The sequence below is a fragment of the Pseudohaliea rubra DSM 19751 genome, from assembly GCF_000764025.1.
Classification (GTDB): Bacteria; Pseudomonadota; Gammaproteobacteria; order Pseudomonadales; family Halieaceae; genus Pseudohaliea; species Pseudohaliea rubra.
In genome coordinates, this window is record NZ_KN234755.1 from 17,629 (window position 1) to 43,058 (window position 25,430).

The window sequence follows — 25,430 nt, forward strand, 5'->3', positions numbered from 1 at the left end:
GACACCTCAGCGTGCACCGCCCAGGGTCAGCCGCGGCTCGTCCTTGTCACGACCCGCCGCCGCTGATCGGTCGCCATCCTGTGCCGGAGACGCCGCGTCGGCATTCCCGGCCGGTGACTGCGGCTCCGGTAGCTCGATCACTTGCGGCACCAGCTCACGTTCGTCGCGCACGCCACCGCTCAAGAACACGGCACTGTCACCGGTGACCCGCTCGAGCTGCCAGCCGTCCACCTCTTCACCAACCGCCACGCGGAGCTCGCGCTGTTTCAGCGAGAGAATTACGCCGCCCGCGTCGCCGGAGCCATAAACCCCGTGGACCGTGACATTCTTCATGCGCGGTGCCGCCTTCTCCACCTTCTCTGCCTTTTCCACCACCACCGCAGGCTCCTCCACAGCCTCCACCGGCTGCCGCTGGGCCCAGAACAAAGGTCTGGCAGTGATACCTTGCCGATCTTCAGGGGACGGCACCGTGCCGGCGGCCAGGCTGGCTACACGGACACTGTCCGGCGCCGGCTCGATCGGGCGGATAGTGCCTGCTACAGCCAAGCGGACCGCCAGATAAAACACCACGAGCACCAGGACCAGAGCGAGACCGATCGCCGCCAGCTCTACCCGTCGCTCGGAGCGCAAGGGATCAGCCTGCCCGGCATAGCGTGCGCGCAAAGCCTTCACTGCAGCCTCCGTAATGCCAGCAGTTCGATCACGGCCGTCAGCTGTTGCGGCGCCTGTTCCCCGCGCCGCCCTCGGGGCCGCGTGGGGAATGTGTCGAGGGATTCAACCAGGAGCATCGGCCTGAAGGTTTGGAGACCGGCAAGGGCAGCATCCAGCGCGGCAAGAGACCCGCTCACCGTCAACTTGAGCCCGACAAGATCAAAATTGTCATCGTTGCGGGTCGGCAGCACCTGGCTGTTGGTGACCGCAAGGCCCGCTTCACCCAGCAGTTGTCGCACCTCAGCCTGCAGCGAGGCGGCTACCGCCGTGGCATCCTGGGCCGGTGCGTAACCAAGAGTCTCCAGGCGCTCACCAACCTCCCCGGCCGCCGCCCGCAGGGCCGTCTCGTTGTCTATCAGCCCCTGCAGCCGCGCAATGCGCGGACGCAGATCACCAATACGCTCGGCGTCCTCCGCGCCCATGGCGACAAGTTTCACCAGCACGGCCAGGTAGAGATAAACAGGCAGCAGGAGCGTCAGGCCGATAATAATCGCGCTGCGGCGGTGGGTGCGCAGCCAGTTCATGACGCGTCGGGCTCTTCGAGGCGGATATCGAGATAGAACTGCTCTACCTCACTATTGCCCACGCGGCTGATTGCCTGCGGGGCGGTAACCTCCGAATACGCCTTTTCGGCAGAGAGCGTCTGCATGACGGCGGCGGCGTCGCCGGCGCGCCCACGGATGCGCAGGTCCGGGCCGTTGGCGGAAAAGTGCGCCACCCATGCATCGTCGTCGAGGAGCCGGGTAAGGCGCGCAAGCTCCTCGTGCGGGTTCGGATAGCGCGCGATAAGCTCGCGGGCCGCAAGGATCTGCCGGTTGGCGTCAGCAATGGCCTCTCGCAATGCTGTGACGTCACCGGCGGCACGAGAGCGCTCGGTGGCCAGCGCAGACACCCGGGCAAGTTCAAACTGCTTGCCGCCCGCATAGACACCGGCCAGCGCAAGCACCAGCAACAGGCAGGCACCCAGCATCATTCCCACGCGACCGAGCCTGCGCCGGTAGAGCGCCTCGCGACGACCCTCACCAAAGCCGTTGATTACGGCCATGGCGCCGGGCACCGCGGCCCAGATTTCCTGGGACGTCGCCTCGCGGCTGTTGTGCTCGCGCCCCAGGAAGCTCATGACCGCGCTGCGAGCCACAATGGCGAGATCAACGGCAATGGTCTGCTCGCTGCGCGCGGCCAGGCGCCAACCCCAGGCCGTGTCATCCGCAGCGAAGGGGCTGTTGGCGGCGACCTCGATCGCAAGCGCGGTTTGCAGGTCGCTCTCCACTGCTTGAGGCAGGGACAGGCGCTTGTGCAGCACCAACTCGTCCGGGAGACAGACGCCTGTGCAGGCACTGCTGGCCGCCGCGCGTTCAGGAAGCGGCTCACCGGACTGGTAAGCGCGCACGGCACCCTCCCGCTCGACAAGCACCACCTCGTCGAGGTGTCGGCGTACCGGGGAATCAAGGCCCAGGAAGAGATCGCGCCAGGCGGCGAGCCAGTGGCGGCCGAGCTGGCGCATGTCGTAGCCGAAGAGATACCACTGCTGGTCGTTGTTCACGGGGCGCCTCCGACGACGCGCGCCGGCTCCACGCGACGGCTGGACCAGGGGAGCGCCGAGCCCCGCCCGGCGCCAAGCTCAACCCAGCGGCGACGCAGCCAATGGCGGCCTCCCAGCTCCACGAGCGCATCGATACGGTAGGAGGTCGCGCCGCGTCCACCGGCCCCCCGGCGCCCTGCGGAACCCGTTTCTGGCAACCCCTCCCTAGCGATCATTTCCGGCGAGCGCGCGGCTACCCACTCAAGGCGCGGCGCCCGCCCGGTCGCACCGCCGCTGGCGGTTACCATGTGCCGGATGTCGTCGAGTCGTGTTCTGGTCATCCCCTCTACCTGCAGCAGGTCTTCAACGACGTCGAAGCGAACGGAACGCGGCGGCTGCTGGCCGCCGGTCCGGCGCCACTCTACCACACTGGCGGCAAGCGCCGGGGCCGCGTCGCCGGCGGTTTTTCCATAGTCACGGAACAGCCGCGCCAGCTGCTGCGCCGGCGCTGCATTGAGGTCCACCAGGGCCGCTGTCGGCATGGCCAGCACGCGCACCCGCCACTCGCCAAGGCGATAGCTGCCCACCGGCGCGTCCCCGCTGGCAGCGAACTGCCCCTCGAGCAGATCAGCCAGCAGGAGGTTGATCGCGCCATCGCCCGCCGCCTCGGCCTGCGCGCGGGCCAGGTGCGCCTGCGCCAGCCGTGCGTCCACGGTCGCCCGCGACACGATCCCGGCAACCAGCAGCGACATGCCGGCGATGAACCAGACCACCACGGCCAGGGCCACGCCCGCCTGACGCTGTTGGAGGCCCCCGCTCATCGCGCGACGACCATCACCAGGTCGGGCCAGAAGCGACCATCAACCTTCAGGCGCAGACGCACCCAGCCCGGCGGCCCGGCCCGATCCCAGGCGCTGAGCCAGGGTCCGCCCGGCGTCCGCCGGTAGGCCACCTCGAAGCTGTCGAGGCCTGATACTAACGTGCGCTCCGGCGCTTTATTCCAGCCGAGAAGCGGCGAGGTTCCGTCGGACGCCCGCCAGCGCAGCACGAGCTCGTCGCCCTGCTTGCCCAGACGCACCAGGTAATTGCCGCCGTAACTTTCCCCGAACAGCACAACCGCCTTCCAGATAAGTGCACCTTGCCCGGTAAGCTCGAAGACGGTGGTCTCGCTCATGCCGCCCCCCAGCGAAAGACCCCCGCTACCGCTGCCTGTCACCGCGGCACTGAAACTGTCGCGCAAAAAACTGCTGACCGCCCTCACCTCACTCACCCGGTCTACCTGCCGGTCCACGGCGACCTGCGTGTTGCCCAGGGTACGCAGCCCGGTGACCGTGGCCAGCATGATCAGCGACAGCACGGCGAGGGATACCACCACCTCTACCAGGGTGAAGCCGCACCCCCGGCCGCGGCGGATCACCGCCGCCTCCCGTCAAGACGCTGCCCCTCGACAACGGAGTGCAGGCGCACCCGCCGGCGCTTGTCCCCATCGACCCAGCTCACCTCGACCGCCAGTTCCTGCAGCATCCCCGGGGTGAGCCTGGAATCCCGGGGCCGGGACAGGGGCTCGGCACGCAGCTCCCAGCGGAAGCCGCCGTCGGTTTCGCCCTGGCTACGCAGGCCCTCGGCGGGCACGATAGCGCTGTCGGCGACCAGAGAGCGGGCCAGCTCTACCGCATAGGCGTAGCGCTCGTCGGTGCGCACGTTCCGGGTGGCCGCGCTACTGGCCTGGTAAAGGGCGCCGAGGGCAAGACCGAGGATGGCCATGGCGACCACCATTTCCAGCAGGGAGAAGCCGCGCTGGGAAGCGCGCTCAGGAACGGTCATGGACAGTCTGGGTAACGCGGCCGGTCAGCCAGTCCACGGCGATCGCAATGGTGCCGGCCCCGGGGTTGGTGATATCGATGCCGCCGCCGCTCGTGCCCCCCTCCGGATAGAAGCGGATAACGCCGGCGCTCTCGCGGTTGACCTCCTCTGCACCGTGAACGGTAACGCGCAGCCCCCCGGGCAGGCGGCGGGTCGTGTCGCCGAGCACAAGGCGTCGCTCCTCGGGCCAGACGAGTACATCCTGCGCGGCGCCGCTGGTAATTGCCTGTTGCCGCGCCGTCGCGAAAAGCGTGACCACGTCGCGCACGGCCTCCCGCGTCTGCATGCCCTCATAAAAGCGAAAGCCCGCGGGCACCGCCACGGCGAGCATAAGCCCGACGATGGCCATGGCCACCAGCAGCTCGACCAGGGTGAAGCCCCGGCGCCGCGGGGCCATGACCCTACTGCCAGTTGCCGACGTCGGCATCCTCGCCATCGCCGCCGGGGGCGCCGTTCTGGCCGTAGGTGAAGATATCCACCTCACCCCGCTCGCCGGGGTACTTGTAGTGATAGTCCTGGCGCCAGGGGTCCTGGGGCACGTCGGACTTGAGGTAGGGGCCATTCCAGCCGGCAGCGTTGGCGGGTTTCTTGACGAGGGCCTCGAGGCCCTCACGGGTGCCCGGGTAGCGGCCCACGTCGAGCTTGTACATCTCAAGGGCCTGCTCAAGATCGCGGATCTGGATGCGCGCGGTCTTGGTCTTGGCGCCCCCGAGCTGGTTGAGCACCTGGGGACCGACAAGGCTGATCAGCAGGCCGAGGATGGCCAGCACCACCAGCAGCTCCATGAGCGTGAAGCCGCGTCCGCGGCGCAAGCCGCCGCGGCGGCGGAAGGGCTGGTTCATAATGTGTTCCTTTCTGGTAAGTGACCGATCTGATAAATGGCTGGCCCACGACATGGCATTCCCGCACGCCTAGAGCGCGAGGTTATTCACCGAGAGAATGCCCATGAGGATGGCGATAATGATAACCGCAATCACAAAACCCATGAACAGGATGAGCACGGGCTCGAGGAGGGTCAGCGCCCGCTTGACGCTGGCCTCTACATGGTCGTCGAAGACCCGCGCAAGCTCGAGCATCATCGCGTCAAGGCGCCCGGATTCCTCGCCCACCCGCGCCATCTGGATAACCAGTGGCGTGAACAGGGTACTCTCCTCCAGCGAGGCCGAGACCCGGCGGCCGGACTTCACCGCCGGCGGCAGCGCCCCGAGGGCGTCGCGGACCACGCGGTTGTCGACGGTGTCGATGGCAATACCGAGGCTCTGCAGCAGGGGCACACCGCTGCCAAGGAGCGTACCCAGGGTGCGTGCGAACTTCGCCACCTCGAACTCAAACACGATACCGCCGAGGAGCGGCAGGGCGAGCAGGCGCCGGTGCAGCGCCTGCTCGCCGTCAGCGGTCTGCAGCCAGCGCCAGGCAGCAAAGCCGCCGGCGCCGAGCACGGCCAGGAGAATCCAGCCCCAGGCGGCTACAAAATCGGCAAGCCCCAGCACGGCCCGGGTCAGCGCCGGCAGCGCCTCGCCCATGTCCTCGAAGAGTGTCTCGAATTGAGGCACTACAAATACCAGCATAAGAGCAATAGACAGCGTGGCGACCACGAGGAGAATCGCGGGATAGATCAGCGCCGACACGACGCTGTCGCGGTTGCGCCGGGCGTTCTCCAGGGTCTCGACGAGCCGGTCGAGAACGAGCGACAGCTCGCCGCTCGCCTCACCGGAGCGCACCATGTTGATGTAGAAGTTGCCGAAGATGTCGGCGTGCGGCATCAGCGCCGCGGACAGTGCCTTGCCCCCCTTCACATCCTTGAGCAGCAGCTCCAGCAGACCACGAACCCCGGGGGTGGAGGCCATCTCGAGCAGCACTTTGAGGGCCCGGTCCAGGGGTAACCCCGCGCGCAGCAGGGTGGCGAGCTCGCTGGTCAGAGCGAGTACTTCCTTACGTCCGGGAGGTTTACCGGCGCGCCCGCTGCCCGGAGCGGCAGCCCCGGGCTCGAGCTTCAGGAGCGTCAGGCCGCGCTCGCGCAGCTGCCGCGTGGCCAGCTCCGGGGCGTCGGCTTCGATGGTGCCCTCTGCCGCCCGGCCGTCGCGCCCGAGGGCCCTGTAGTAGAACTGCGCCATCAGCGGCTCAGGCGGTCGCGGACTGTTGCAGCGCCGCAGGGCCCGGTTCGGCCATGCTGTCGCTGCTCTGGTCCTGGGTAACACGCATGACCTCTTCCAGCGACGTCTGCCCCGCCACCACCTTGCGCAGCCCGTCCTCGTAGAGGGTAATCATACCCCGGCGCCGGGCTGCAGCGTGCAGGGTCGTGGCGTCGGCGCCGCCCATGATCACCTCGTGCAGCTGCTCGTCGAGGAGGAACAGTTCGTGGATCGCTGTCCGACCGATGTAGCCCGTGTCGCGGCAGTGTTCGCAGCCCCGGGCCTGGAAGACCTTGCGCTGCCCCTCGGGCAGGAAGCGGCGCAGGCCGTAGCGCTCGATGGCGGCATCGCCCAGCTCCAGCGGGACCCGGCAGCTCGAACAGAGCGTGCGCACCAGGCGCTGGGCCAGAACGCCGTTCACCGCCGAGGTGATCAGGTAGCGCTCGACGCCCATGTCCTCGAGGCGGGTCAGAGCACCGGCGGCCGTATTGGTATGCAGGGTGGACAGCACCAGGTGACCGGTGAGCGCCGACTGCACGCCGATCTGCGCGGTTTCTGTATCACGCATCTCGCCGATCATGATGATGTCCGGATCCTGGCGAAGGATCGAGCGCAGCGCCCGGGCGAAGGTCAGCTCGATCTGCGCCTGTACCTGGATCTGGTTGACGCTGTCGAGCTGGTACTCGACCGGGTCCTCCACGGTGATGATCTTGAGCTGCTCTGCGTCCAGGGAAGCGAGGGACGCATAGAGGGTCGTGGTCTTGCCGGAGCCCGTGGGGCCCGTAACCAGCAGCACGCCGTGGGGGCGGGTCAGGAGCGTCTGGTAGCGCTCGAGGGTATCTGCGGAAAAGCCCATATCCGGCAGGCTGAGGCGGATGCTCTCCCGATCCAGCACGCGCATGACGATGCTCTCGCCGTGAACGGTGGGGATGGTCGACACCCGCAGGTCCAGCTCGTGGCCCTTCACCCGTTTCATGATGCGCCCGTCCTGGGGCAGGCGGCGCTCGGCGATGTTCATGTGCGCCATAAGCTTAATGCGCGACGCGATCGCCGGCGCCAGGCTGCCCGGGGGCGGGTCCGCCTGGTCCTGGAGCACGCCGTCGACCCGGTAGCGCAGGTGCAGACCGTCCTCGAAAGGTTCGACGTGAATGTCGGAGGCGCCCAGGTCCAGGGCCCGGTGCATGAGCTGGTCGACGAGGCGGATCACCGGTGCCTCGCTGGCCAGGTCCCGCAGGTGCTCGATAAACTCGTCATCGCTCTGCCCGGCAAAGCTGTCGACGCCCTCGGCCTCCGCCTCGTCGGGCCCGTCGCCGCGCAGGTAGCGCTTCAGGGCCCGGGAGACGTCGGACTCAAGACCAAGCGCAAGCTGCACGGGGCCGTCCAGGGCCATGGTCAGGGCGCGGGCGATGAAAGGATCCTGGGGCACCGCCGCGGCGAAGTGCACCCGATCGCCATCGCGGGCAACAGGGACGACGCCGTTGTTGGCGAGAAAATCCGATGACAGGGCGTCCAGGCGCAGCGGTTCTTCCGGGTAGTCGCCGGCGGCCAGCAGGGGGACGTCGAGCTGCTCGGCGAGGGCCTGGGCGCAGTCGAGCTCCGATACCAGCCCGAGCTTCACCAGCACGCGGCCGAGCAGGTCGCCCATCTCGGCCTGGGCCAGCAGCGCGCGCTCGATGTCGCGCTCCGACACCTTGCCGCGCTCAATGAGAATTTCGCCGATCTTCTTCATGGCACCCACGTGACGCTGAACGTGACCCCGCCAGGCCCCGGGGCGCGGCGAGGTCACCGGGTAATGTTGCCCGCTACCCCTTATTGACGGGTGAGGCGGGCAGAACGTTCCCAACAGTCTAACACAGCAGTGCCCCGGCCCTGCGGGCCGGGAGCGGCCCTCAGCCGGGGAACTCGTAGTCCCGGAAGTGCTCGCGCAGGTCGACTTTCTGGATCTTGCCGGTGGCGCCGTGAGGCAGCTCATCGACGAATTCCACGGCGTCCGGCGTCCACCACTTCGCGATGCGCCCCTCGAACCAGGCCAGCATCTCCTCGGCGGTGAGATCCTCGCCGCCGGCGGCCTTCACCACGATCAGCAGCGGGCGCTCACTCCACTTCGGGTGGTAGCGCCCGATCACTGCCGCTTCCGCGACCTTCGGGTGGTCCGTGGCCACATTCTCCACATCAATGGAGGAAATCCACTCACCACCGGACTTGATCACGTCCTTGGTGCGGTCCGTGATCGCCATGTAGCCCTCGGGGTCGATGGTGGCCACGTCGCCGGTCTCGAACCAGCCATCCTCGGCGTGGGCGTCGGTGCCGTCCAGCTTGAAGTAGCTCGAGCAGATCCAGGGGCCACGTACCTTGAGGGATCCGTAGGCCTGGCCATCCCAGGGCAGCGCCTTGCCGTCGTCGTCGACGATCTTCATCTCGACGCCGAAGATCGGCCGGCCGGCCTTCTGCCGCAGCTTCGCGAAGCTTTCCGGATCATAGCTGTCGCGCGACTCCCAGGACGCGTTGGCGCTGCCGAGGGGGCTCATCTCGGTCATACCCCAGCCGACCCGCGTCTCCACCCCGTGGCGCTCGAAGGCCTCCATGATCGACAGCGGGCAGGCGGCCCCCCCGACGATCACCTGCTTCAGGGATTCGATGGTCTTGCCGCTCTCCCGGAGGTAGGCAAGAAGATTGAGCCAGACCGTGGGCACGCCGGCGGAGCGGGTCACCTGCTCCTCGTTCATAAGGGCCGTCAGCGTCTCGCCATCGCCCATTTTGCTGCCCGGGAAAACGATCTTCGCGCCCACCATGGGCGCCGCGTAGGGCAGCCCCCAGGCGTTGACGTGGAACATGGGAACGATCGGCAGCACCGCGTCGTTGCGCGAAAGGCCAAGGGCATCGGGCATCAGCGTGGCGTAGGCGTGCATCAGCGTCGAACGGTGGGAATAGAGCACGCCCTTCGGGTTGCCGGTGGTACCGGAGGTGTAGCACAGCGCGCAGGCCTGCTGCTCGTCGAGGTCGGGCCAGTCGAACTGGTCGGAGTGGCCGTGCACCAGGCGCTCGTAGCAGATGGCGCCGGGCAGCGATGTCTCGGGCATGTGCGCCTCATCCGTGAGCACCACCCAGTGCTCGACGCCGGGGCACTTGTCGGCCACGGCCTCGACCAGGGGCAGGAAGTCAGCGTCCACAAACACCGCGCGGTCTTCGGCGTGATTGATGATGTAGACGATCTGCTCCGGGAACAGGCGGGGGTTGATGGTGTGACAGACATAGCCACTGCAGGCGGCGGCGTAGTAAGTCTCAAAATGGCGGTAATCGTTCCAGGCCAGGGTCGCGACCCGGTCGCCGCTGCCCAGGCCCCAGCCGGCGATGGCATTGGCGAGCTGACGGGTACGGCGGAAGGCATCGCGATAGCGATAGCGGTGTCGCGGGTTGTCACGGGTGACTGAGACGATCTCGCTGTCTCCGTTCACCCGGTCTGCGTGGTGCATGATCGAGGTGATCGTCAGCGGCACGTCCATCATCGATCCGTTCATGGTGTTCTCCTTAGTGACGGATGGTTCACGGTTGCCCTGCCTCGCCGGGCGGCAGCAGCCGCCAGCGTTCAGCATCGTCCGCGCGGGCCGCGCGTCCCTCCTGCTCGAGTTTTATCAGGTGTGCGGCCATGGACAACTTCGCCCAGCGGTGCATCGCCGGATCCACATCGTCATAGACCACTTTGACCAGCGCATCCGGGTCTGCTTCACCGAGGCGCTCGAGGCCACCGACGACCCTGGCCTCGCGCAACAGGCGGTGGCGCACGAGCCGGTCAACCTCGCGCCGGCTGTCCTCGATCAGGGCGCCGTGCCCCGGCGCTATCACCTGCACCGGGTAATCGAGCAGCAGCTTCAGCGAGCGGATGTAGGCCGCCATATCGCCCCCCGGCGGAATAATCACCACCGTGGAGCCCTGCATGATGTGATCGCCAGCGAAGAGCATGCCCTCTTCTTCCAGCAGCAGGCAGAAATGGTTGCTCACGTGCCCCGGCGTATGCAGGGCCAGCAGCGAGAGTTCATCGGTGACCAGGCGCTGCTCGTGGACGAATTCCACGTCGGGGCGGAAGCTCTCGTCCTGGTGGTCATCGCCGTAGGGCAGCGCCCCGTGTACCTCGGCGCCGGTCGCCTCCGCCAACGCCTGCCAGGCCGGCGAATGGTCCGGGTGCGTATGCGTGCAAACGATGTAGCGGATCGGCCCCTCGGCGGCGGCGAGGATTGCGTCCACGTGCGCCGGGAGGGCCGGGCCCGGGTCCACGACAATGACGCTCTCCCGCCCGAGCAGGTAAGTGTTGGTGCCCGGGCCCGTCATGGGCCCCGGATTCGGCGCCACGAGCCGCGTCACCAGCGGCGAGAGGCGCTCCGGCTGTCCCGGGACCAGCGCCACGGTCAGGACTCCAGCAACCCGGGGATCGGCTGCACCGGGTCGACCTCGGCCTCGTAGTTCACGCCGGGCACCGCAAAGCCGAAGAGGCGCAGGAACTCCTGCCGGTAGCCGGCAAAATCCGACAGCTCATCGAGGGTATCGCTGTCGATGCGCGCCCAGAGTTCAGCGACCTCTGCCTGTACCGCCGGGTCCAGTTCGAGACGGTCGGCGCGCAGCCGGCCCTCGTCGTCCAGAAAAGGCTCATCGCCGTAGAGTGACTCGCTGAACAGGCGATAGACCTGCTCGATGCAGCCTTCGTGAGTGCCGGCGGCCTTCATCACCCGGAACAGGATCGCCAGGTAAATGGGCATGGCCGGGATCGCCGCGCTGGCCTGGGTGACCACCGCCTTGAGCACGGAGACCCGGGCATCGCCGCCGCGGGCAGCCAGGCGCTCGCGGATGGCGACGACCCGGCGATCGAGATCCTGCTTCGCGGCGCCGATGGTGCCATGCCAGTAAATATCCCAGGTGATCTGCTCGCCGATGTAGGTATAGGCCGTGGTCCTGCAACCATCGGCCAGCACACCGGCGTCGTCCAGGGCCTCGATCCAGTACTGCCAGTCCTCGCCGCCCATGACCGCCACCGTGTGGTCGATCTCTTCCTGCGTGGCAGCCTCGAGGTGGAAGTCCTGGATCTCGCCCTTGTCCGTATTGATGCCCTTCTGGGTAGTGTCCTTGCCGATGGGCTTCAAGGTCGAGGTATGCAGTTCGCCGCTGACCGGGTGCTTGCGACGCGGCGCAGCGAGGCTGTAGACGACGAGGTCGACGCTGCCGAGGTGTTCGCGGATCGCCGCGATCGTCTGCGCCTTGAGTTCGCTCGAGAAGGCGTCACCGTTGATACTCCAGGCGCCGAGGCCTGCCGCTTCAGCCTCGGCGTGGAACGCCGCCGAGTTGTACCACCCCGCCGTGCCGGGCTTGCGCTCCGTGCCGGCTTTTTCGAAGAAGATGCCCAGCGTGTCGGCCCCGGAGCCAAAGGCGGCCGTAATGCGCGAGGCGAGGCCATAGCCCGTGGATGCACCGATCACCAGCACCCGCTTCGGTCCCTTCGGCAGCGCGCCCTGCGCCTGCACGAACTCGATCTGGGCGCGTACATTGGCAGCGCAACCGGCCGGGTGCGTGGTGGTGCATAGAAAGCCCCGGACCTTCGGCTTGATGATCATGCGATGCTCCCTGATTCCCGCGATCAAAACGCCGAAAGTCTAGCACGGTCGCCGCTAGCGGTGGTCCGGCAGATTGGTGATCCACACTGTCTGATAGGGCGCCAGCGTCACCTGCTCCACGCGGGACTGGAAGGGGCGGCCGGTGAGCAGGTCCTGCCAGGCTTCCGTGTCGATGAGGTTGATGTCGGCCAGATTGAGGGTCTGCGCAAGGGCGCTGACGTTGCTGATGCAGAAGATGCTCTGGCGGCGGTCGGCGCTCTGGCGCCAGAAGCCGAACAGCTGACAGCCCAGGTGCAGGGTGAACTGGGTGGCATTCGGGTGGAAGGCCGCCTGCCGCTGGCGGATCTCCAGAAGCTCCAGCATGCCCCGGTGCACCACCCCGTGCTCGCTGGTGGGGTCAGCAAGCGCCTCCTCCAGCTCGGCCAGGTTCCACTGGTGCCGGTTGATGGAGCGCGGGTGACCCGTCTCCTCGACCCGCTCGTGATCGTTGTGGGTGGCGAGCAGGCTGTGCAGGTAGATACCGGGAATGCCCTCAAGGCCGAGCATGATCGCATGGGCGCAGAGGAAGCGCGGGATGTTGTGTTCGTCCGGCCCCTCCACGGTGCCCTGGAGCGCATCGAAAAGCGCGATATTGATTTCATAGGGCTTGCTTTCACCGTCGGCGAGGCGCCGGTAGGACACATGGCCGCCGAAGCGGCGCATGGTGCCGATGAGTGCCTGCAGTTCATCCTCGGAAAGGAGCCCCTCGGCGGGCCGCAGACCGATGCCGTCGTGGGAGGCGATGAAGTTGAAATAGGCCGTGCCGTGCTGCGGCGGCGGCATACTCATCATCCACTGCTTGAGATAGGTGCAGTCTCCCGTCACTAGCGTATTGAGGAGCAGCGGCGGCAGGGAGAAATTGTAGACGCAGTGGGCCTCGTTGCCGTTGCCGAAGTAGGACAGGTTCTCCTGGTTCGGGATGTTCGTCTCGGTAATCAGCATGGCGTCCGGGCGCGCATGGGACACCAGAGTGCGCAGGAGCCGGACGACCTCGTGGGTCTCATCGAGGTTAAGGCAGCTGGTACCCGGCACCTTCCAGAGGAAAGCGATGGCGTCGAGGCGGAAAATGCGCACACCGTTGTCGAGGTAGTAGCGCACGATGCGCACCATCTCGGCCAGCACCCGGGGATTACGGAAATCGAGGTCCACCTGATCCGGGCTGAAGGTACACCACACGTGGCGCGGGCCATCCACAGCCTGCACTTCGCGCAGCAGCGGGGTCGTTCGCGGGCGCACCACCGCCTCCAGATCCGTAGCCGGGGCCGCGGTGACAAAGAAGCCCCGTCCCGGGTCGCGATTGTTCAGGAAATTGCGGAACCACTCGCCCTCGGCAGAGCAGTGATTGATGACCAGATCGGCCATGAGATCGTACTTGTCGGCAATGGCCTGGATGTCTTCCCAGTCGCCGAGTTCCTCGTTGACGCTCAGGTAATCGAGCACGGCAAAGCCGTCGTCGGAACTGTAGGGATAGAACGGCAGAATATGCACGCCGGAGACCCGGCCCTGGAGGTAGCGGTCGAGGAAGTGCTTCAGTGTGCGCAGCGGTGGTTCGCCCGGAGCGAGGATGGAGCCGCCGTAGCTGAGGACCAGGGCATCCCCCTGGTCCCACTGGTTGACGTGAGTCGGCGGCGCCGGCGTATCGCTCGCAAGGCGCATGATGGCGAGGAGCTCCTCCGCCAACGCCGGACAGTCAGGCCCCGGCTCGACCTCCCGGTAGATGAAGGCAAGGTGCTGGGCGACGCGCTCGCAGAGCGTCAGCGTCTGGTCGCTGCTGCCGGTCCGCATATCAATGACCGGCTACCTCGCGGTTATCGAGCTCCACGGCCTCGTTGAGCCGGTCGAGGACATCGGGCATGGCGCTGCTCACCCGCGACCAGCTGGGGATGAAGGGGCGCTCCTTGGGTCGGGCCAGGAAGGCCTCCCCCGCCTTCATGATGTTGTCGGCAAACAGCTCCACGGCCTTTTCTTCCTGGTGGATATCGAAGTCCAGGCCGTTCATGAGCGCGTCCGTGTTGTACGTCTCCACAAAGTCGAGGGCGATGCGGTAATAGGTCGCCTTCACGGAGCGGAAGGTCTCGGGGCTCAGGATCACCCCGCGGGTGGCAAGCTTGCGGAACAGCGCCTTGGCGATATCGATGGACATGCGCGACAGACCGTCGCGGTCGTTGTTCGCCGACAGGGCCTGGTGCTTGTGGTCATAGCTGTCGGCGATATCCACCTGGCAGAGGCGGTTGTTCGCATAATTGCGGTACATCTCCGAGAGCACGCCGATCTCCAGGCCCCAGTCGCTGGGGATGCGCAGGTCCCGAAGTACGTCTCGGCGGAAGGAGAACTCGCCGGCAAGCGGATAACGGAAGCTGTCCATGTACTCGAGATAGTCCACCTCGCCCACGGTTTTCTTCAGGGCGCGGAGGAGCGGCGTGACCAGCAGCCGACTGACCCTGCCGTTGATACGGCCGCCTGCCACGCGCGCATAGAAGCCTTTGCAGAACTCGTAATTGAACTGCGGGTGCGCCACCGGGTAGATGAGCCGGGCCAGCAGGTGTCGGTCGTAGGTGGTGATGTCGCAGTCGTGGAGGGCGATGGACTCCGCCCGGCCCGTTGCCAGAATGTAACCCATGCAGTACCAGACGTTGCGACCCTTGCCCATCTCCCGCGGCGCGAGGTCCAGGGCGCGCAGCTCCTCGTCCAGAGCCATGAGTCGCGGGCCGTCGTGCCAGAGGATCCGGTGCTCCTGGGGCAGGCAGGAAAAGAACCGGTGCGCGTGACGGAATTGCTCCGCATCGGCCCGGTCGAGGCCGATCACTACCTGGTTGAGGTAGGGCACGGCCGCAAGGTGCTCGACAATCCGCGGCAGGGCCTCCCCCTCGAGCTCCGAATACAGCGAGGGCAGCAGCAGCCCCAGCGGCCGCTTGCGCGAGAACGCGAGCAGCTCCGCCTCGAGTTCCGCGACCGGTCGCCGGGAAAGGTTGTGCAAGGTGGTGATGATGCCGTTCTGGTAGAAGTCGCCCATGCTCTCGCTAGCTGTCCTGTGTTACCAAACCGTGCTCACACAGCCACTGCGTGACGCCTTCTGCCCAGCCTGCGGGACCCTCGGCGTCGCTGCACAGGACCCCCCCGGCGCGCTGGAGCGGCGGCAGGTCGCGGTCCGGTGCCCGCACCAGGAGCGCCGTTTCGGCGCTCTCCAGCATCGGCACGTCATTGGCACCGTCGCCGGCGGCGAGGTCCTTAATATGTCGGATGCCGCGGGCCATGGCAAATTGCTTCCGGAGCCAGCGCAGGGCCTCACCCTTGTCCGCCTCACCGCCGAGACTGTAGAAGCGCCCACCGCGGCTGACCCGGGCGCCGCCGGCGGCACAGGCGGCGAGGAACGCATCGAGCCCGGCCCGGTCACCGCGCCACTGGACCGGTTCACTGTATTCGCGGGCGTTGGCGAGCGCCGCCTTTGCCTCCGACAGGCCGGTCATGGCGGCAATACCCGCCTCACCGGCACGGGCAAAATACTCGAACTGCCCGGGGAAATCCGCCGCGATCTGCTCCAGCAGCGCCACCCAGCGCGCCCGCGGAGCAGCCAGCTCACGCACCCAGTAGCCGTCGCGCAGCACTGTTCCGGCGGGCTGCGCGAGGAAGTAACCCTCGGGGATGAAGACTGCGGCGCCGTTCTCGACCACAAAAGGATGCCCGTTGGCGAGGCGGCGGCGCAGGGCCACGACCTCGGCGCGGGTCTTGCTCGAAACGAACACCAGGGGAATGGCCAGCACATCCAGCAGATCGATGGCCGGCTGTGCGGCGGCATGGCTGTAGCTGTCATGATCGAGGAGCGTGCCATCGAGATCGGAGAATACGAGGAAAGCCGTGCTGGCAGCGTCGACGTCTCCGGCGGTATTGCTGGCAGTGGTCATCATCAGTTACAGGCCTCTGGCATTGACGATCTGCCGGTCATTATCCAGCGAGAAGATGACATCCATATGGCCCGGCAGTTCATGGAGGCAGTGACGGGTCAGGCGCTCGAAATGCTGCACAAAGCGCGCCACGTCGTCGTCATCCATCACCGCTGCTGCGGCCCCCGCGCGCGCGCGGAGCTTGTGTTCCTGCTCCAGACGCCAGCGATAAACACAGGCAAAGGAAGGCGCATGCAGCATCACCCAGCGGTCGACGTCACCATAAAGCGGGAGAAAGGCATCGTGCAGGGCCTCGTTGACGTGCCGGCGCCAGCGGCCATCGCGGTCCTCCGTTGCCTCGAGGCTATTCACCGGGACCCGCAGCGCCGCCTCCGACTGCGGTCGGGCGCCGAGACACCAGCCTTCGAGGAGGACCACCGCAACCGGCGCAGGGACACGGTCCCAGCGGGCCTGCGGCGCGCGATCATCGAGGGCTTTGTCGAAGCGCGGCACGTGAACCACGCTGGTGCTTCCCCGCCCCAGAAGGTTCCCCAGGGTCTCGCGGAGCAGGGGAATATCGTGGGTCCCCGGTACGCCACGGGTCGCGAACAGCGGATGGACCCTCGAGGCGAGAACAGCGCGCTCCGCCCGGGTGAGGTAGAAGTCGTCGAGGGAAAGAGCAAGAGCCGGCAGCCTCTGCTCCTCGCAGAGCGCCTGCACCAGCCAGGCGCAGCAGGTGCTCTTGCCCGAGCCCTGGCTGCCGTTGACGCCGACCAGCAGCGGCCGTCCGCTCTCGCGGTGCGCCGAGGCCAGCTGTGCGGCAAGGGGGGCAAAATAACGCCGGGCCTGCGCGGCATAGGCCGGCGGCAGACCTTCAGCAGCCAGCCAGTCCCGCTCCCAGGACCCTCCCGGTTGATCAGTCTCTGTCACGGCCCTCGTCCCGGTCATCCGCCTTCTGCCCATGCTACCCGCGTTGCGGCTGGGAGCGTGAGGGCAGGAAACGTGCCAGGGGCCGCTGCCCCGAGCTCAGAGCAGGAGTCGGCGGATATCCCCGAGGAGGCCGAGCAGCGTTTCCATGAAGCGCCCGGCGTCACCGCCGTTGATCACCCGGTGGTCGTAGGACAGGCTCAGGGGCAGAAGGGTCCGCGGCTGGAAGGAGCTGCCGTCCCAGGCCGGCTGCACCCCCGCCCGGCCGACGCCGAGGATGGCGACTTCCGGCGTATTGATGATCGGCGTGAAACCGCGACCGCCCATGCTGCCCAGGCTGGATACGGTAAAGCATCCGCCCTGCATGTCCGCCGGCTTGAGCTTGCGCTCCCGGGCCAGTTCCGCCATTGCCAGCACTTCCTCGGCAAGCTCCCAGAGTGACTTGCGGTCGACATCCCGGAGCACGGGCACCATGAGCCCCACCGGCGTGTCGACGGCCATGCCGATGTGCACATAATCCTTGTAGGTAAGCGCATTGCCGCCGTCGGAGAGCGATGCATTGAACTTCGGATGGGCGCGGAGCGCCGCGGCGCAGGCCTTGAGGAGGAACGGCAGGGGCGTCAGGCGCGTGCCGCGCCCGGCCGCCTCTTCCTTCAGCGAGCGGCGGAAGCCTTCGAGCTCGGTGATATCCGCATCGTCAAAATGCGTGACATGGGGCACGTTCAGCCAGCTGCGCTGCATGTTCGCAGCGGTGAGCCTGTCCAGCTTGCTGCGCTCTTCCACGGTCACCGGGCCGAAGGCCGCAAAATCCACCTCCGGTATGGGCGGCACACCCGCCCCCGCGGCCGGTGCAGGGCCCTCTTTCAGCGTTTTCTGCACGTAGCCCTGTAGGTCTTCCTTGAGGATGCGTCCCCGCGGGCCGCTGCCGCTCACCCGGCCGAGTTCCACGCCGAATTCCCTCGCCAGCTTGCGTACCGCCGGCCCGGCGTAGACGTCGCGCTCCGGCGGCGCAACGGTCCCGGCGGGCGCAGAAGTCGGCGCAACGGTCTCCCGGGGTCCGGCACCGCTGCCCCCGACCTCGGAGATCGCCGCTGGCGCTTCGGACGCTTTCGGCGCCGGGGGCCCGGCACCTTCGCCGCGATCGTCCTTCCCGGCCGCCGGTGCACGTTCTTCTTCGCTTTCGCGCCCGGGTGCCTGGACCGTACCGGCCGCCGCCGCCGACGCCGGACTTGCCCTGCGCAGCCGCAGCAGCAGATCACCTTCGCCGACCGTTCCTCCGGCCTCGACAAGGAGCTCGACAACCTCGCCGGCAGCCGGCGAGGGGACTTCCATGGACGCTTTGTCCGATTCAAGCACGACGAGGCTGTCGCCTTCCTCGACGGTGTCACCCACAGTGACGGCAACCTCGACGAGGTCCACGGGGTCGTCCGAACCGATATCGGGAACCGGCACGTCAATGACCTCCCGGCTCAGCTCATCCTCCGCGCGCGCAGGTGCAGTTTCTTCGGCGCTATCAGCTCCGGAGGGAGCGCTGGGGGCGGTATCAGCTCCGGAGGGAGCGCTGTCCGCCGCTTCTGCCGGGGCGGCGTCCTCACCACGCCCGGCGTCGCTGCCGTCCTCAGCCTCACGGCGCGCGGGCTCGCCGCCCGCTGAGCCGCTTTCAGCGGCCGCGGTCTCAACCCAGGCGATCGGGTCGCCCTCGGCAAGCTGATCGCCCTCCTTGACCAGCAGCTCCACAAGCCTGCCCGCGATCGTCGAGGGGATCTCCATGGAGGCCTTGTCCGACTCAAGGACGATCAGCCCCTGTTCTTCCTCAATACTGTCGCCGGCCCCTACCAGCAATTCCACAACCTCCGCGGCCTCAGCACCGCCGATATCGGGAACGAATACCTGTTCTTTCGCCACCTAACGCTCCTGCTTCTGACTGGCCCTCAGGCCAGCATGGGGTCGATCTTGTCGGGGTCGATAGCGAGGTCGCGGCGCGCCTCGACCACCTTCGCCGGCTCCACGGCACCCTCGGCTGCCAGCGCACCAAGGGCCGCAAGGGCGATGTACTCGCGGCTCACCTCAAAATGCTGGCGCAGCTTCGCCCGGGTGTCGCTGCGGCCGAAGCCGTCCGTACCGAGCACGGTGTAGGATCGTGGCAGGTAGGCACGCAGCTGCTCGCCATAGGGCGTGATGTAGTCCGTTGCCAGGACCGCCGGCCCATCCGCATCCGCCAGCAGCTCCGCGACATACGGCACGCGCGGCTCCTCCTCAGGGTGCAGTCGGTTCCAGCGCTGGCAGACCCGGCCGTCCCGGGCCAGCTCATTGACGCTGGTAACGCTCCAGATATCCGCGGCAATGCCATAGTCGCTTGCCAGCAGTTCCGCGGCCGCCTCGACCTCGCGAAGGATCGCGCCCGAGCCCATGAGCTGCACTCGCGGACCATCCTCGCGCGGGGAGCGCCGCAGCCGGTACATGCCGCGGATGATCCCCTCCTCTGCGCCCGCCGGCATCTCCGGGTGCGGGTAGTTCTCGTTCATGGTGGTGATGTAGTAGAAGCGGTTCTCCCGCTCCAGGTACATGCGTCGCAACCCGTCCTGGATAATGACCGCGAGCTCGTAGCTGTAGGTCGGGTCATAGCTCACGCAGTTGGGAATGGTCTGCGCGAGCAGATGACTGTGGCCATCCTGATGCTGCAGACCCTCGCCATTCAGCGTCGTGCGGCCCGAGGTGGCCCCGATGAGAAAGCCGCGGGCCTGGCTGTCACCGGCCGCCCAGGCCAGATCGCCGATGCGCTGGAAGCCGAACATGGAGTAGAAGATATAAAAAGGCACCATCGGATAGTCGCTGGTGCTGTAGGCCGTCGCGGCGGCCAGCCAGGAGGAGAACGCGCCGGCCTCGTTGATGCCCTCCTCGAGGATCTGTCCCTTGATATCTTCCTTGTAGAACATGATCTGCCCGGCATCGTGGGGCGTGTAACGCTGCCCTACGGAGGAGTAGATGCCGAGCTGCCGGAACATGCCCTCCATGCCGAAGGTACGCGCCTCGTCGGGGACGATGGGCACCACGCGCTCGCCGATGGCCTTGTCCTTGGCGAGCGAGGACAGAATGCGTACGAAGGCCATGGTAGTGGAGATCTTGCGCTCGCCGCTGCCCTTGAGCTGGGACTTGAAGGCGTCGAGGTCCGGCACGTCCAGGGAGCGCTCGCCGCGCCGCCGCGCCGGCACGAAGCCGCCGAGCGCCTCGCGCCGCTCGAGCATGTAGCGCATCTCGGGGCTATCGGGCGCGGGACGGTAGTAGGGGACGTTCGCCAGCTCGCTGTCGCTGATCGGAATGCCGAAACGGTCCCGGAAGGCCTTGAGGCCATCCATATCGAGCTTCTTCAGCGAGTGGGTCTCGTTGTTCGCCTCTCCCGCTTCACCGGTGCCGTAGCCTTTGACGGTCATGGCCAGGATCACCGTGGGCTTCTCGTGCTGGGCCACCGCGTGGGCGTAAGCGGCATAGACCTTGTAGGGATCGTGGCCGCCCCGGTTCAGGTACATGATGTCCTCATCGGACAGGTCCTTCACCAGCTCCAGGAGCTCGGGATACTTGCCGAAGAAATGCTCCCGGGTGTAGGCGCCGCCATTGTACTTGTAGTTCTGCAGCTCCCCGTCACAGACCTCGTCCATGCGCTTCTGCAAAAGCCCGGTCTCGTCGCGCTCCAGCAGCGGGTCCCACTTGCGGCCCCAGACCACCTTGAGCACGTCCCAGCCGGCGCCGCGGAAAACACCCTCGAGCTCCTGGATGATCTTGCCATTGCCGCGCACCGGGCCATCGAGGCGCTGCAGATTGCAGTTGACGACAAAAATAAGGTTGCCGAGGCGCTCGCGCCCCGCCAGGGAAATAGCACCGAGCGACTCGGGCTCGTCGCACTCGCCGTCGCCGAGGAAGCACCAGACGTTGCGGTCACCGTGGTCCAGGAGACCGCGATCCTGCTGGTACTTGAGCAGTCGCGCCTGGTAGATGGCCTGGATCGGACCGAGACCCATGGACACCGTGGGGAACTGCCAGTAATCAGGCATGAGCCAGGGGTGGGGATAGGACGACAGTCCGTGGCCGTCCACCTCCCGACGGAAGTTGTCCAGCTGCTCCTCGGTGAGGCGTCCCTCGAGATAGGAGCGGGCATACATGCCCGGGGCGCTGTGCCCCTGATAGAAGACCAGGTCGCCCGGATGCTCCCGGTCGGCGCCGCGGAAGAAATGGTTGCAGCCCACGTCGTAGAGCGTGGCGCTGGACGAAAAGCTGGAGATATGGCCGCCGAGCCCCTCGTCGTTGTCATTGGCCCGCATCACCATGGCCAGGGCATTCCAGCGCACGAGGGAGCGGATGCGACGCTCCATGAACAGGTCGCCGGGCATCTGCTTCTGGTCCGCCGGAGCGATGGTGTTGCGGAAGGGCGTGGTCATCGCGGTCGGCAGCGGGATGCCATCGGCCATGGCCCGCTTCGACAGCTCCTCCATCAGATAGGTGGCGCGCTCCTCGCCCCGGTACTTCACGACCTCATCGAAAGAGTCTATCCATTCGCGGGTTTCGACGGGATCAAGGTCATCGATCATGGCTCGGGAGGCTCCTGGCGCTAGGAAGACTTAAGTTCTTTTTTAGAACCATTAAACGCGTGCCCTGGCACGCCGCGGGCGCGAAAACACCGCCGCACACCACGAACACCCAACTATCCTACAGGAAAGCGGCGGCCGGGGGAAATAGCCATTCCCATTTAGAACTATCAGTACTGATCCACTGACCAGGTGTCATGGTCCGCCTTGATTGCCGTGGCGTTCGTCACTCGCCGACCGATGTTGTCGGGGATCACGCCGCGGGCGCCGGGGGCCACCACCTGCAGGGAACGCGGCTGCTCCCGGAAAACCTCGCGGAAATAGGCTGCCCACTCGTCCCGGTCGAAGTCATTGACCGCGGCGGCCAGCTGTCGACGACCGTCGAAGGCATACTGGCGCTTGGCAATGGACTGCCAGTAGAACTCCGCCCGCTCGAAAAGATTCTTGTCCGGCTCCTCGATCTCCGCCACCAGGGCCTCCCGGTGCCGCTGGAAGCGGCTGTTGTCGAGGGACGGCAGCACCTCGTCGAGAAACTCCTCCATGGCGCCGGCGACATGCCCGGCGTCGTGGCTCGGGGACTGCACCAGCAATACCAGCCCAGGGATATCGAACTGCGGCCAGGAGAAAGCGCTGACCACGTAGCCAAGCTGCTGTTCCGTACGCAGCTCCTGGAAGAAGCCGGACTTCATGACCTGCGCCGCCAGGGCCGTGGCCGCGCGGTCGCGCCAGCTGTCGCCGGCACCCTGCAGGTACCAGCTCACCACGGCATCATCGTGAGGCACATCGGTCACAAACTGCAGGGACTCACCAGCGCCAATACGCAGCACCTCGAGAGGTGGCAGCGCCGGCACGTCGCCAGCCGGCAGCAGGTCGGCCAGCGCCGCGGCAAGCTCGGCGACCGCGGACTGCGGGTAGTTGCCGTAGAGCAACGCTTCCGCGCTCACGCCGGCCCAGAAGGCATCGGCATAGTCCTCGATTGCCGCGAGATCGAGTCCGCGAAGGGCCTCGATAAGTGCCGCCTCGCCGTAGGCACCGTAAAGCAGCGCCTCGCGCAGGTCATCGATCACCTGGCTCACGGGGCGCTTGGCCACTGCATTTTCCAGGCCCCGGACAAGGTCGGCGCGAAGGCTCTCAAAGCGCGACCGGTCGAAGGCCGGCGCCTGCACGGTGTCCAGCAACTGCTCCAGCAGGACCTGCTGCTTGTCGTTATAGCCGCTGATGCGCAGGCTCACCCCGCGGGCGTGCTTGTAGAGGCTGAAGTCGAGGCCGGCCAGGCGTGCCGGGTAGGTGAAAGAGTTGACCGCATCGGTGAGGAGCCGGGTGTAGAGCATGGCCGCCGCCACCGCCCGCGCGTCCCCGCTCACGAGCGGGGAACGAAAATTCACGTAGAGGGCACCGCGTGGTGTCCGGAAATCCTTGCCCTGGCGAAACCAGATGCGCGTGCGCGGCGTGTCGAGGGCGATCGTCGGCGTCTCCGGGTTGTCCGCCGCCAGCGGCACCAGCGACAGATCCTCGGCGATGAAGGCATTCGGCGCCGGCAGATGCAGGCTGGCGACGTCCGTCGGCGCCCAGCGGGACGCAAGGGCCGGGGCCGTCGTCACTCCGAAAGGCACCTCATAATGGGGCGACTCACGATCCACCGGCACGCCGGGGGCCGTAAGAACCACCTGCGCCAGCGCCGGTCGCAGGCGGTCCAGCGCCTCTTCGATCAGCTCCGGCGCGAAGCGTTCCATGAGGTAGGGACCCTGAAGCACGTCCCGGGGGGCGTAGTAGTGCATGCCGCCGGCCAGGGCACTGACGTAGCCCATGGGCTCACCGTGTTCCCGGAAGCGAAAGTCGATGGCCGCAAGCTCCGACTGCTCTTCATACAGCCAGCGCTGGGGGCCCTCTTCCCGGAGCATGGCGAGATAGCTGAAGAGCAGCCTGAGCACGCGCTCATGCTCAGCCACGCCACGCTCCGTGAGCGACACGGTAACACTGAACAGCGAGCCGCCGCGCCAGGACAACCCCTCGCCGGCCGACAGGCCCTCCGCCAGCCCCTCGCGCTTCAGCGCCAGCAGAAGACTGCCTTCGCCCTCGTGGCCGATGAGGTTACCGAGGTAAGCCATGGGCTTGGCCCGGTACCGGGAGCGGTAGTCCGGCACCTGAAAATTGACCTGCAGCTGCCGAAGCGTCGCCTGCGGCTGCACCGTGACCTTCATCGGCAGCGATGCCGGCTCGAAGAGCGGCTCGGCCATGGGCTCGGGCTCATAGTCGTGATTGGGGACGCGGGCGAAGAGCGGCGCCACCAGCTTTTCCAGCTCCTCCAGCGGCTCGGCGCCGAGCACCACAAGGCGCATGGCGTTGGCGGAGTAATGCTTGCGGTAGAAGGCGAGCAGGTCCTCGCGCACCGGGGCCCCGGGCCGGTCGGCAAGGGTCTCGAGGCTGCCAACGGAGAACTGGCTGTAGGGGTGGGCCGGGTTCATGACCGCCTGCAGCACATCGAGGCCACGCCGGGGATCGCTCTTCAGGCCCATCTGGTACTCCGCCTGCACCGCGTTCTTCTCCCGGTCGACGTAGTCGGCATCCAGCCGCGGCGCAATGAAAAACTGGGCAAAACGGTCGAGCCCCTCCTCCAGATAACTGGCGTTGATATCGAAGAAATAGTTGGTGTGCTCGAAGCTCGTATAGGCGTTGCGGGAGCCACCGTGCTCGGTAATGTAGCGCTCGTACTCGGCGGCATCCGGGTACTTGTCGGTGCCGAGGAAAAGCATGTGCTCGAGGAAATGAGCCAGCCCCCCGCGCCCTGGCGGGTTGTCGCCGCTGCCGACCATCACATCGAGGGAAGCCGCCGCCTTCCGGGTATCCGGGTCGGAGATGAGCAGCGCCTGCAAACCGTTTTCGAGAGTGAGGAGACGGTAGGCGTAGTCATCAGCCTCGCTCTTGGCCGGCTCCGTGTACTCACGAACAGGGCTTGCTGCACAGGCCGCGAGGAGCGCGGAAAACAGAAGGACGAGAAGCGCCGGCAGGGGCGGCGCAGATCGCAGGGGCATGAATCAGTCTCCTTCTATGACTTCCGGTTCAACTTCCCGGGTGGGCCAGGCATTGATGACGGCTTTGATCAGCGTGGCCAGAGGGATCGCGAAAAACACACCCCACAGGCCCCAGATTCCGCCGAAGAACAGTACGGCGATAATGATGGCAATTGGATGAAGGTTCACCGCCTCGGAAAAGAGCAGCGGCACCAGCATGTTGCCATCGAGTATCTGAATGGCGATGTAGACAACCATCACCACATAAAATTCCCCGCTGATGCCCCACTGGAAAAAGGCGACCATGAGGATCGGGATGGTGATCAGAAAGGCACCGATGTAGGGGATGATCACGGACAGACCGACGAGCAGGGCGAGCAGGGCGGCGTAGTTGAGGCCCAGCCAGGTAAAAGCCACGTAGCTGACAGCACCGACAATGATGATCTCCACCATTTTGCCCCGGGCGTAATTGGAGAACTGTACGTTCATCTCCGCCCAGATCCGGGTCAGGAGGGGGCGGCGCGATGGCAGGAAGCTGGTGAGCCAGTCCGAGATCAGCTGCCGGTCTTTCAGCAGAAAGAACACCATAATGGGGATGAGCACCAGGTATACGGTCACCGTCAGAAACCCGGGAATACCGGCGAGGGTCCGGGTTACCAGGCGCTGGCCGAAACCGGCGACTTCCACCTGGGCGGCGGCCACGACCTGATTGAGCTGCTGCTGACTGAACAGGTCCGGGTACTGGGTCGGCAGGACCGCCAGCAACTGCCGCCCCTGCTCAAGCATGCGAGGCACCTCGCCCGCGAGCCCCACGAGCTGGCGCCAGACCAGCGGCAGGAGGCCGAGGATCACGCCAAAAAAAGCGCCTATGAAGATGATGAAAGCCAGCGTAAAGCCCAGCCACTGCGGAAGCCCGGAGCGCTGTAGCACGTTGGCCACACCCTGCACCAGGTAGGCGAGAACGATGGCGGCCAGTACCGGCGCAAGGATATCGCCGATGGTCACCAGCAGCACGGTTCCGACGAGGAGCAGCAGCAGCAGCAGAATGGATTCCTCCTCCTGCAGATAGCGCCGGTACCATTTCGTAAAGACTTCCATCATCGGAAGATCAGCTCCCTGAGCACGCCGCGGGCCACCCCGCCGGACCCGGATATCATGCCCGAG

At 66.5% G+C, this 25,430-nt stretch carries 21 protein-coding genes; all 21 read right to left on the bottom strand.

Annotated elements, in window-relative coordinates; translation table 11 throughout:
• Window positions 1-6: 6 nt before the first annotated feature.
• Window positions 7-672: a hypothetical protein gene (locus tag HRUBRA_RS05925; RefSeq protein WP_035515411.1), complete on the bottom strand. Its 666-nt coding sequence runs from the start codon at window positions 670-672 to the stop codon at window positions 7-9.
• Window positions 669-1,235, bottom strand: a complete 567-nt coding sequence (gene gspM, locus HRUBRA_RS05930; RefSeq protein ID WP_035515412.1) for a type II secretion system protein GspM — start codon at window positions 1,233-1,235, stop codon at window positions 669-671. The genes HRUBRA_RS05925 and gspM overlap by 4 nt, the downstream gene beginning before the upstream one ends.
• Window positions 1,232-2,254 carry a PilN domain-containing protein gene (locus tag HRUBRA_RS05935; RefSeq protein ID WP_035515413.1) on the bottom strand — a complete coding sequence of 341 codons (1,023 nt, stop codon included), beginning with the start codon at window positions 2,252-2,254 and terminating at the stop codon, window positions 1,232-1,234. Before HRUBRA_RS05935 ends, gspM begins: the two co-directional genes overlap by 4 nt.
• The gene (locus HRUBRA_RS05940; RefSeq protein WP_035515415.1) at window positions 2,251-3,054 is read right to left on the bottom strand and encodes a hypothetical protein; all 804 of its coding nucleotides are present in this window, start codon (window positions 3,052-3,054) and stop codon (window positions 2,251-2,253) included. The genes HRUBRA_RS05935 and HRUBRA_RS05940 overlap by 4 nt, the downstream gene beginning before the upstream one ends.
• Entirely contained in the window at window positions 3,051-3,650 is a 600-nt protein-coding gene (locus HRUBRA_RS05945) for a PulJ/GspJ family protein (protein WP_035515417.1), read from the bottom strand. Before HRUBRA_RS05945 ends, HRUBRA_RS05940 begins: the two co-directional genes overlap by 4 nt.
• Window positions 3,647-4,057 (bottom strand): type IV pilus modification PilV family protein, encoded by a 411-nt coding sequence (locus tag HRUBRA_RS05950; RefSeq protein ID WP_035515419.1) that lies wholly within the window; start codon window positions 4,055-4,057, stop codon window positions 3,647-3,649. Before HRUBRA_RS05950 ends, HRUBRA_RS05945 begins: the two co-directional genes overlap by 4 nt.
• Window positions 4,044-4,493, bottom strand: a complete 450-nt coding sequence (locus HRUBRA_RS05955) for a GspH/FimT family pseudopilin (RefSeq protein WP_035515421.1) — start codon at window positions 4,491-4,493, stop codon at window positions 4,044-4,046. Before HRUBRA_RS05955 ends, HRUBRA_RS05950 begins: the two co-directional genes overlap by 14 nt.
• Before the next feature lie 4 nt (window positions 4,494-4,497).
• Window positions 4,498-4,938 carry a type II secretion system major pseudopilin GspG gene (gene gspG, locus HRUBRA_RS05960; RefSeq protein WP_035515424.1) on the bottom strand — a complete coding sequence of 147 codons (441 nt, stop codon included), beginning with the start codon at window positions 4,936-4,938 and terminating at the stop codon, window positions 4,498-4,500.
• A 69-nt stretch (window positions 4,939-5,007) separates the two neighbouring features.
• Window positions 5,008-6,210 (bottom strand): type II secretion system F family protein, encoded by a 1,203-nt coding sequence (locus HRUBRA_RS05965; RefSeq protein ID WP_035515427.1) that lies wholly within the window; start codon window positions 6,208-6,210, stop codon window positions 5,008-5,010.
• A 7-nt stretch (window positions 6,211-6,217) separates the two neighbouring features.
• Complete coding sequence (locus HRUBRA_RS05970) at window positions 6,218-7,957, bottom strand: GspE/PulE family protein (RefSeq protein ID WP_052094448.1); 1,740 nt, start codon at window positions 7,955-7,957, stop codon at window positions 6,218-6,220.
• A gap of 160 nt (window positions 7,958-8,117) precedes the next feature.
• Window positions 8,118-9,746, bottom strand: coding sequence for a 3-(methylthio)propionyl-CoA ligase (locus HRUBRA_RS05975; protein WP_035515429.1), 1,629 nt, complete (start codon window positions 9,744-9,746; stop codon window positions 8,118-8,120).
• A 25-nt stretch (window positions 9,747-9,771) separates the two neighbouring features.
• Window positions 9,772-10,629 (bottom strand): MBL fold metallo-hydrolase, encoded by an 858-nt coding sequence (locus HRUBRA_RS05980; RefSeq protein WP_322786721.1) that lies wholly within the window; start codon window positions 10,627-10,629, stop codon window positions 9,772-9,774.
• Between the two features lie 2 nt (window positions 10,630-10,631).
• Complete coding sequence (gene fabV / locus HRUBRA_RS05985; RefSeq protein WP_035515430.1) at window positions 10,632-11,828, bottom strand: enoyl-ACP reductase FabV; 1,197 nt, start codon at window positions 11,826-11,828, stop codon at window positions 10,632-10,634.
• 54 nt (window positions 11,829-11,882) lie between these two features.
• Window positions 11,883-13,652, bottom strand: a complete 1,770-nt coding sequence (locus tag HRUBRA_RS05990) for a sugar phosphorylase (protein WP_035515431.1) — start codon at window positions 13,650-13,652, stop codon at window positions 11,883-11,885.
• A 1-nt stretch (window position 13,653) separates the two neighbouring features.
• Window positions 13,654-14,880: a glycosyltransferase family protein gene (locus HRUBRA_RS05995; RefSeq protein ID WP_035515433.1), complete on the bottom strand. Its 1,227-nt coding sequence runs from the start codon at window positions 14,878-14,880 to the stop codon at window positions 13,654-13,656.
• 7 nt (window positions 14,881-14,887) lie between these two features.
• Window positions 14,888-15,772: an HAD-IIB family hydrolase gene (locus HRUBRA_RS06000; protein ID WP_236629798.1), complete on the bottom strand. Its 885-nt coding sequence runs from the start codon at window positions 15,770-15,772 to the stop codon at window positions 14,888-14,890.
• 3 nt (window positions 15,773-15,775) lie between these two features.
• Window positions 15,776-16,678, bottom strand: a complete 903-nt coding sequence (locus HRUBRA_RS06005; protein ID WP_236629799.1) for a hypothetical protein — start codon at window positions 16,676-16,678, stop codon at window positions 15,776-15,778.
• Window positions 16,679-16,774: 96 nt separating this feature from the next.
• A complete protein-coding gene (gene aceF / locus HRUBRA_RS06010) occupies window positions 16,775-18,580 on the bottom strand; it encodes a dihydrolipoyllysine-residue acetyltransferase (RefSeq protein ID WP_035515435.1) in 1,806 nt (601 codons plus the stop codon).
• Window positions 18,581-18,606: 26 nt separating this feature from the next.
• Window positions 18,607-21,258, bottom strand: a complete 2,652-nt coding sequence (gene aceE / locus HRUBRA_RS06015; RefSeq protein WP_035515437.1) for a pyruvate dehydrogenase (acetyl-transferring), homodimeric type — start codon at window positions 21,256-21,258, stop codon at window positions 18,607-18,609.
• 167 nt (window positions 21,259-21,425) lie between these two features.
• Window positions 21,426-24,287, bottom strand: a complete 2,862-nt coding sequence (locus HRUBRA_RS06020) for an insulinase family protein (RefSeq protein WP_035515439.1) — start codon at window positions 24,285-24,287, stop codon at window positions 21,426-21,428.
• 3 nt (window positions 24,288-24,290) lie between these two features.
• Window positions 24,291-25,367, bottom strand: coding sequence for an AI-2E family transporter (locus tag HRUBRA_RS06025; RefSeq protein WP_035515441.1), 1,077 nt, complete (start codon window positions 25,365-25,367; stop codon window positions 24,291-24,293).
• Window positions 25,368-25,430: the final 63 nt, after the last annotated feature.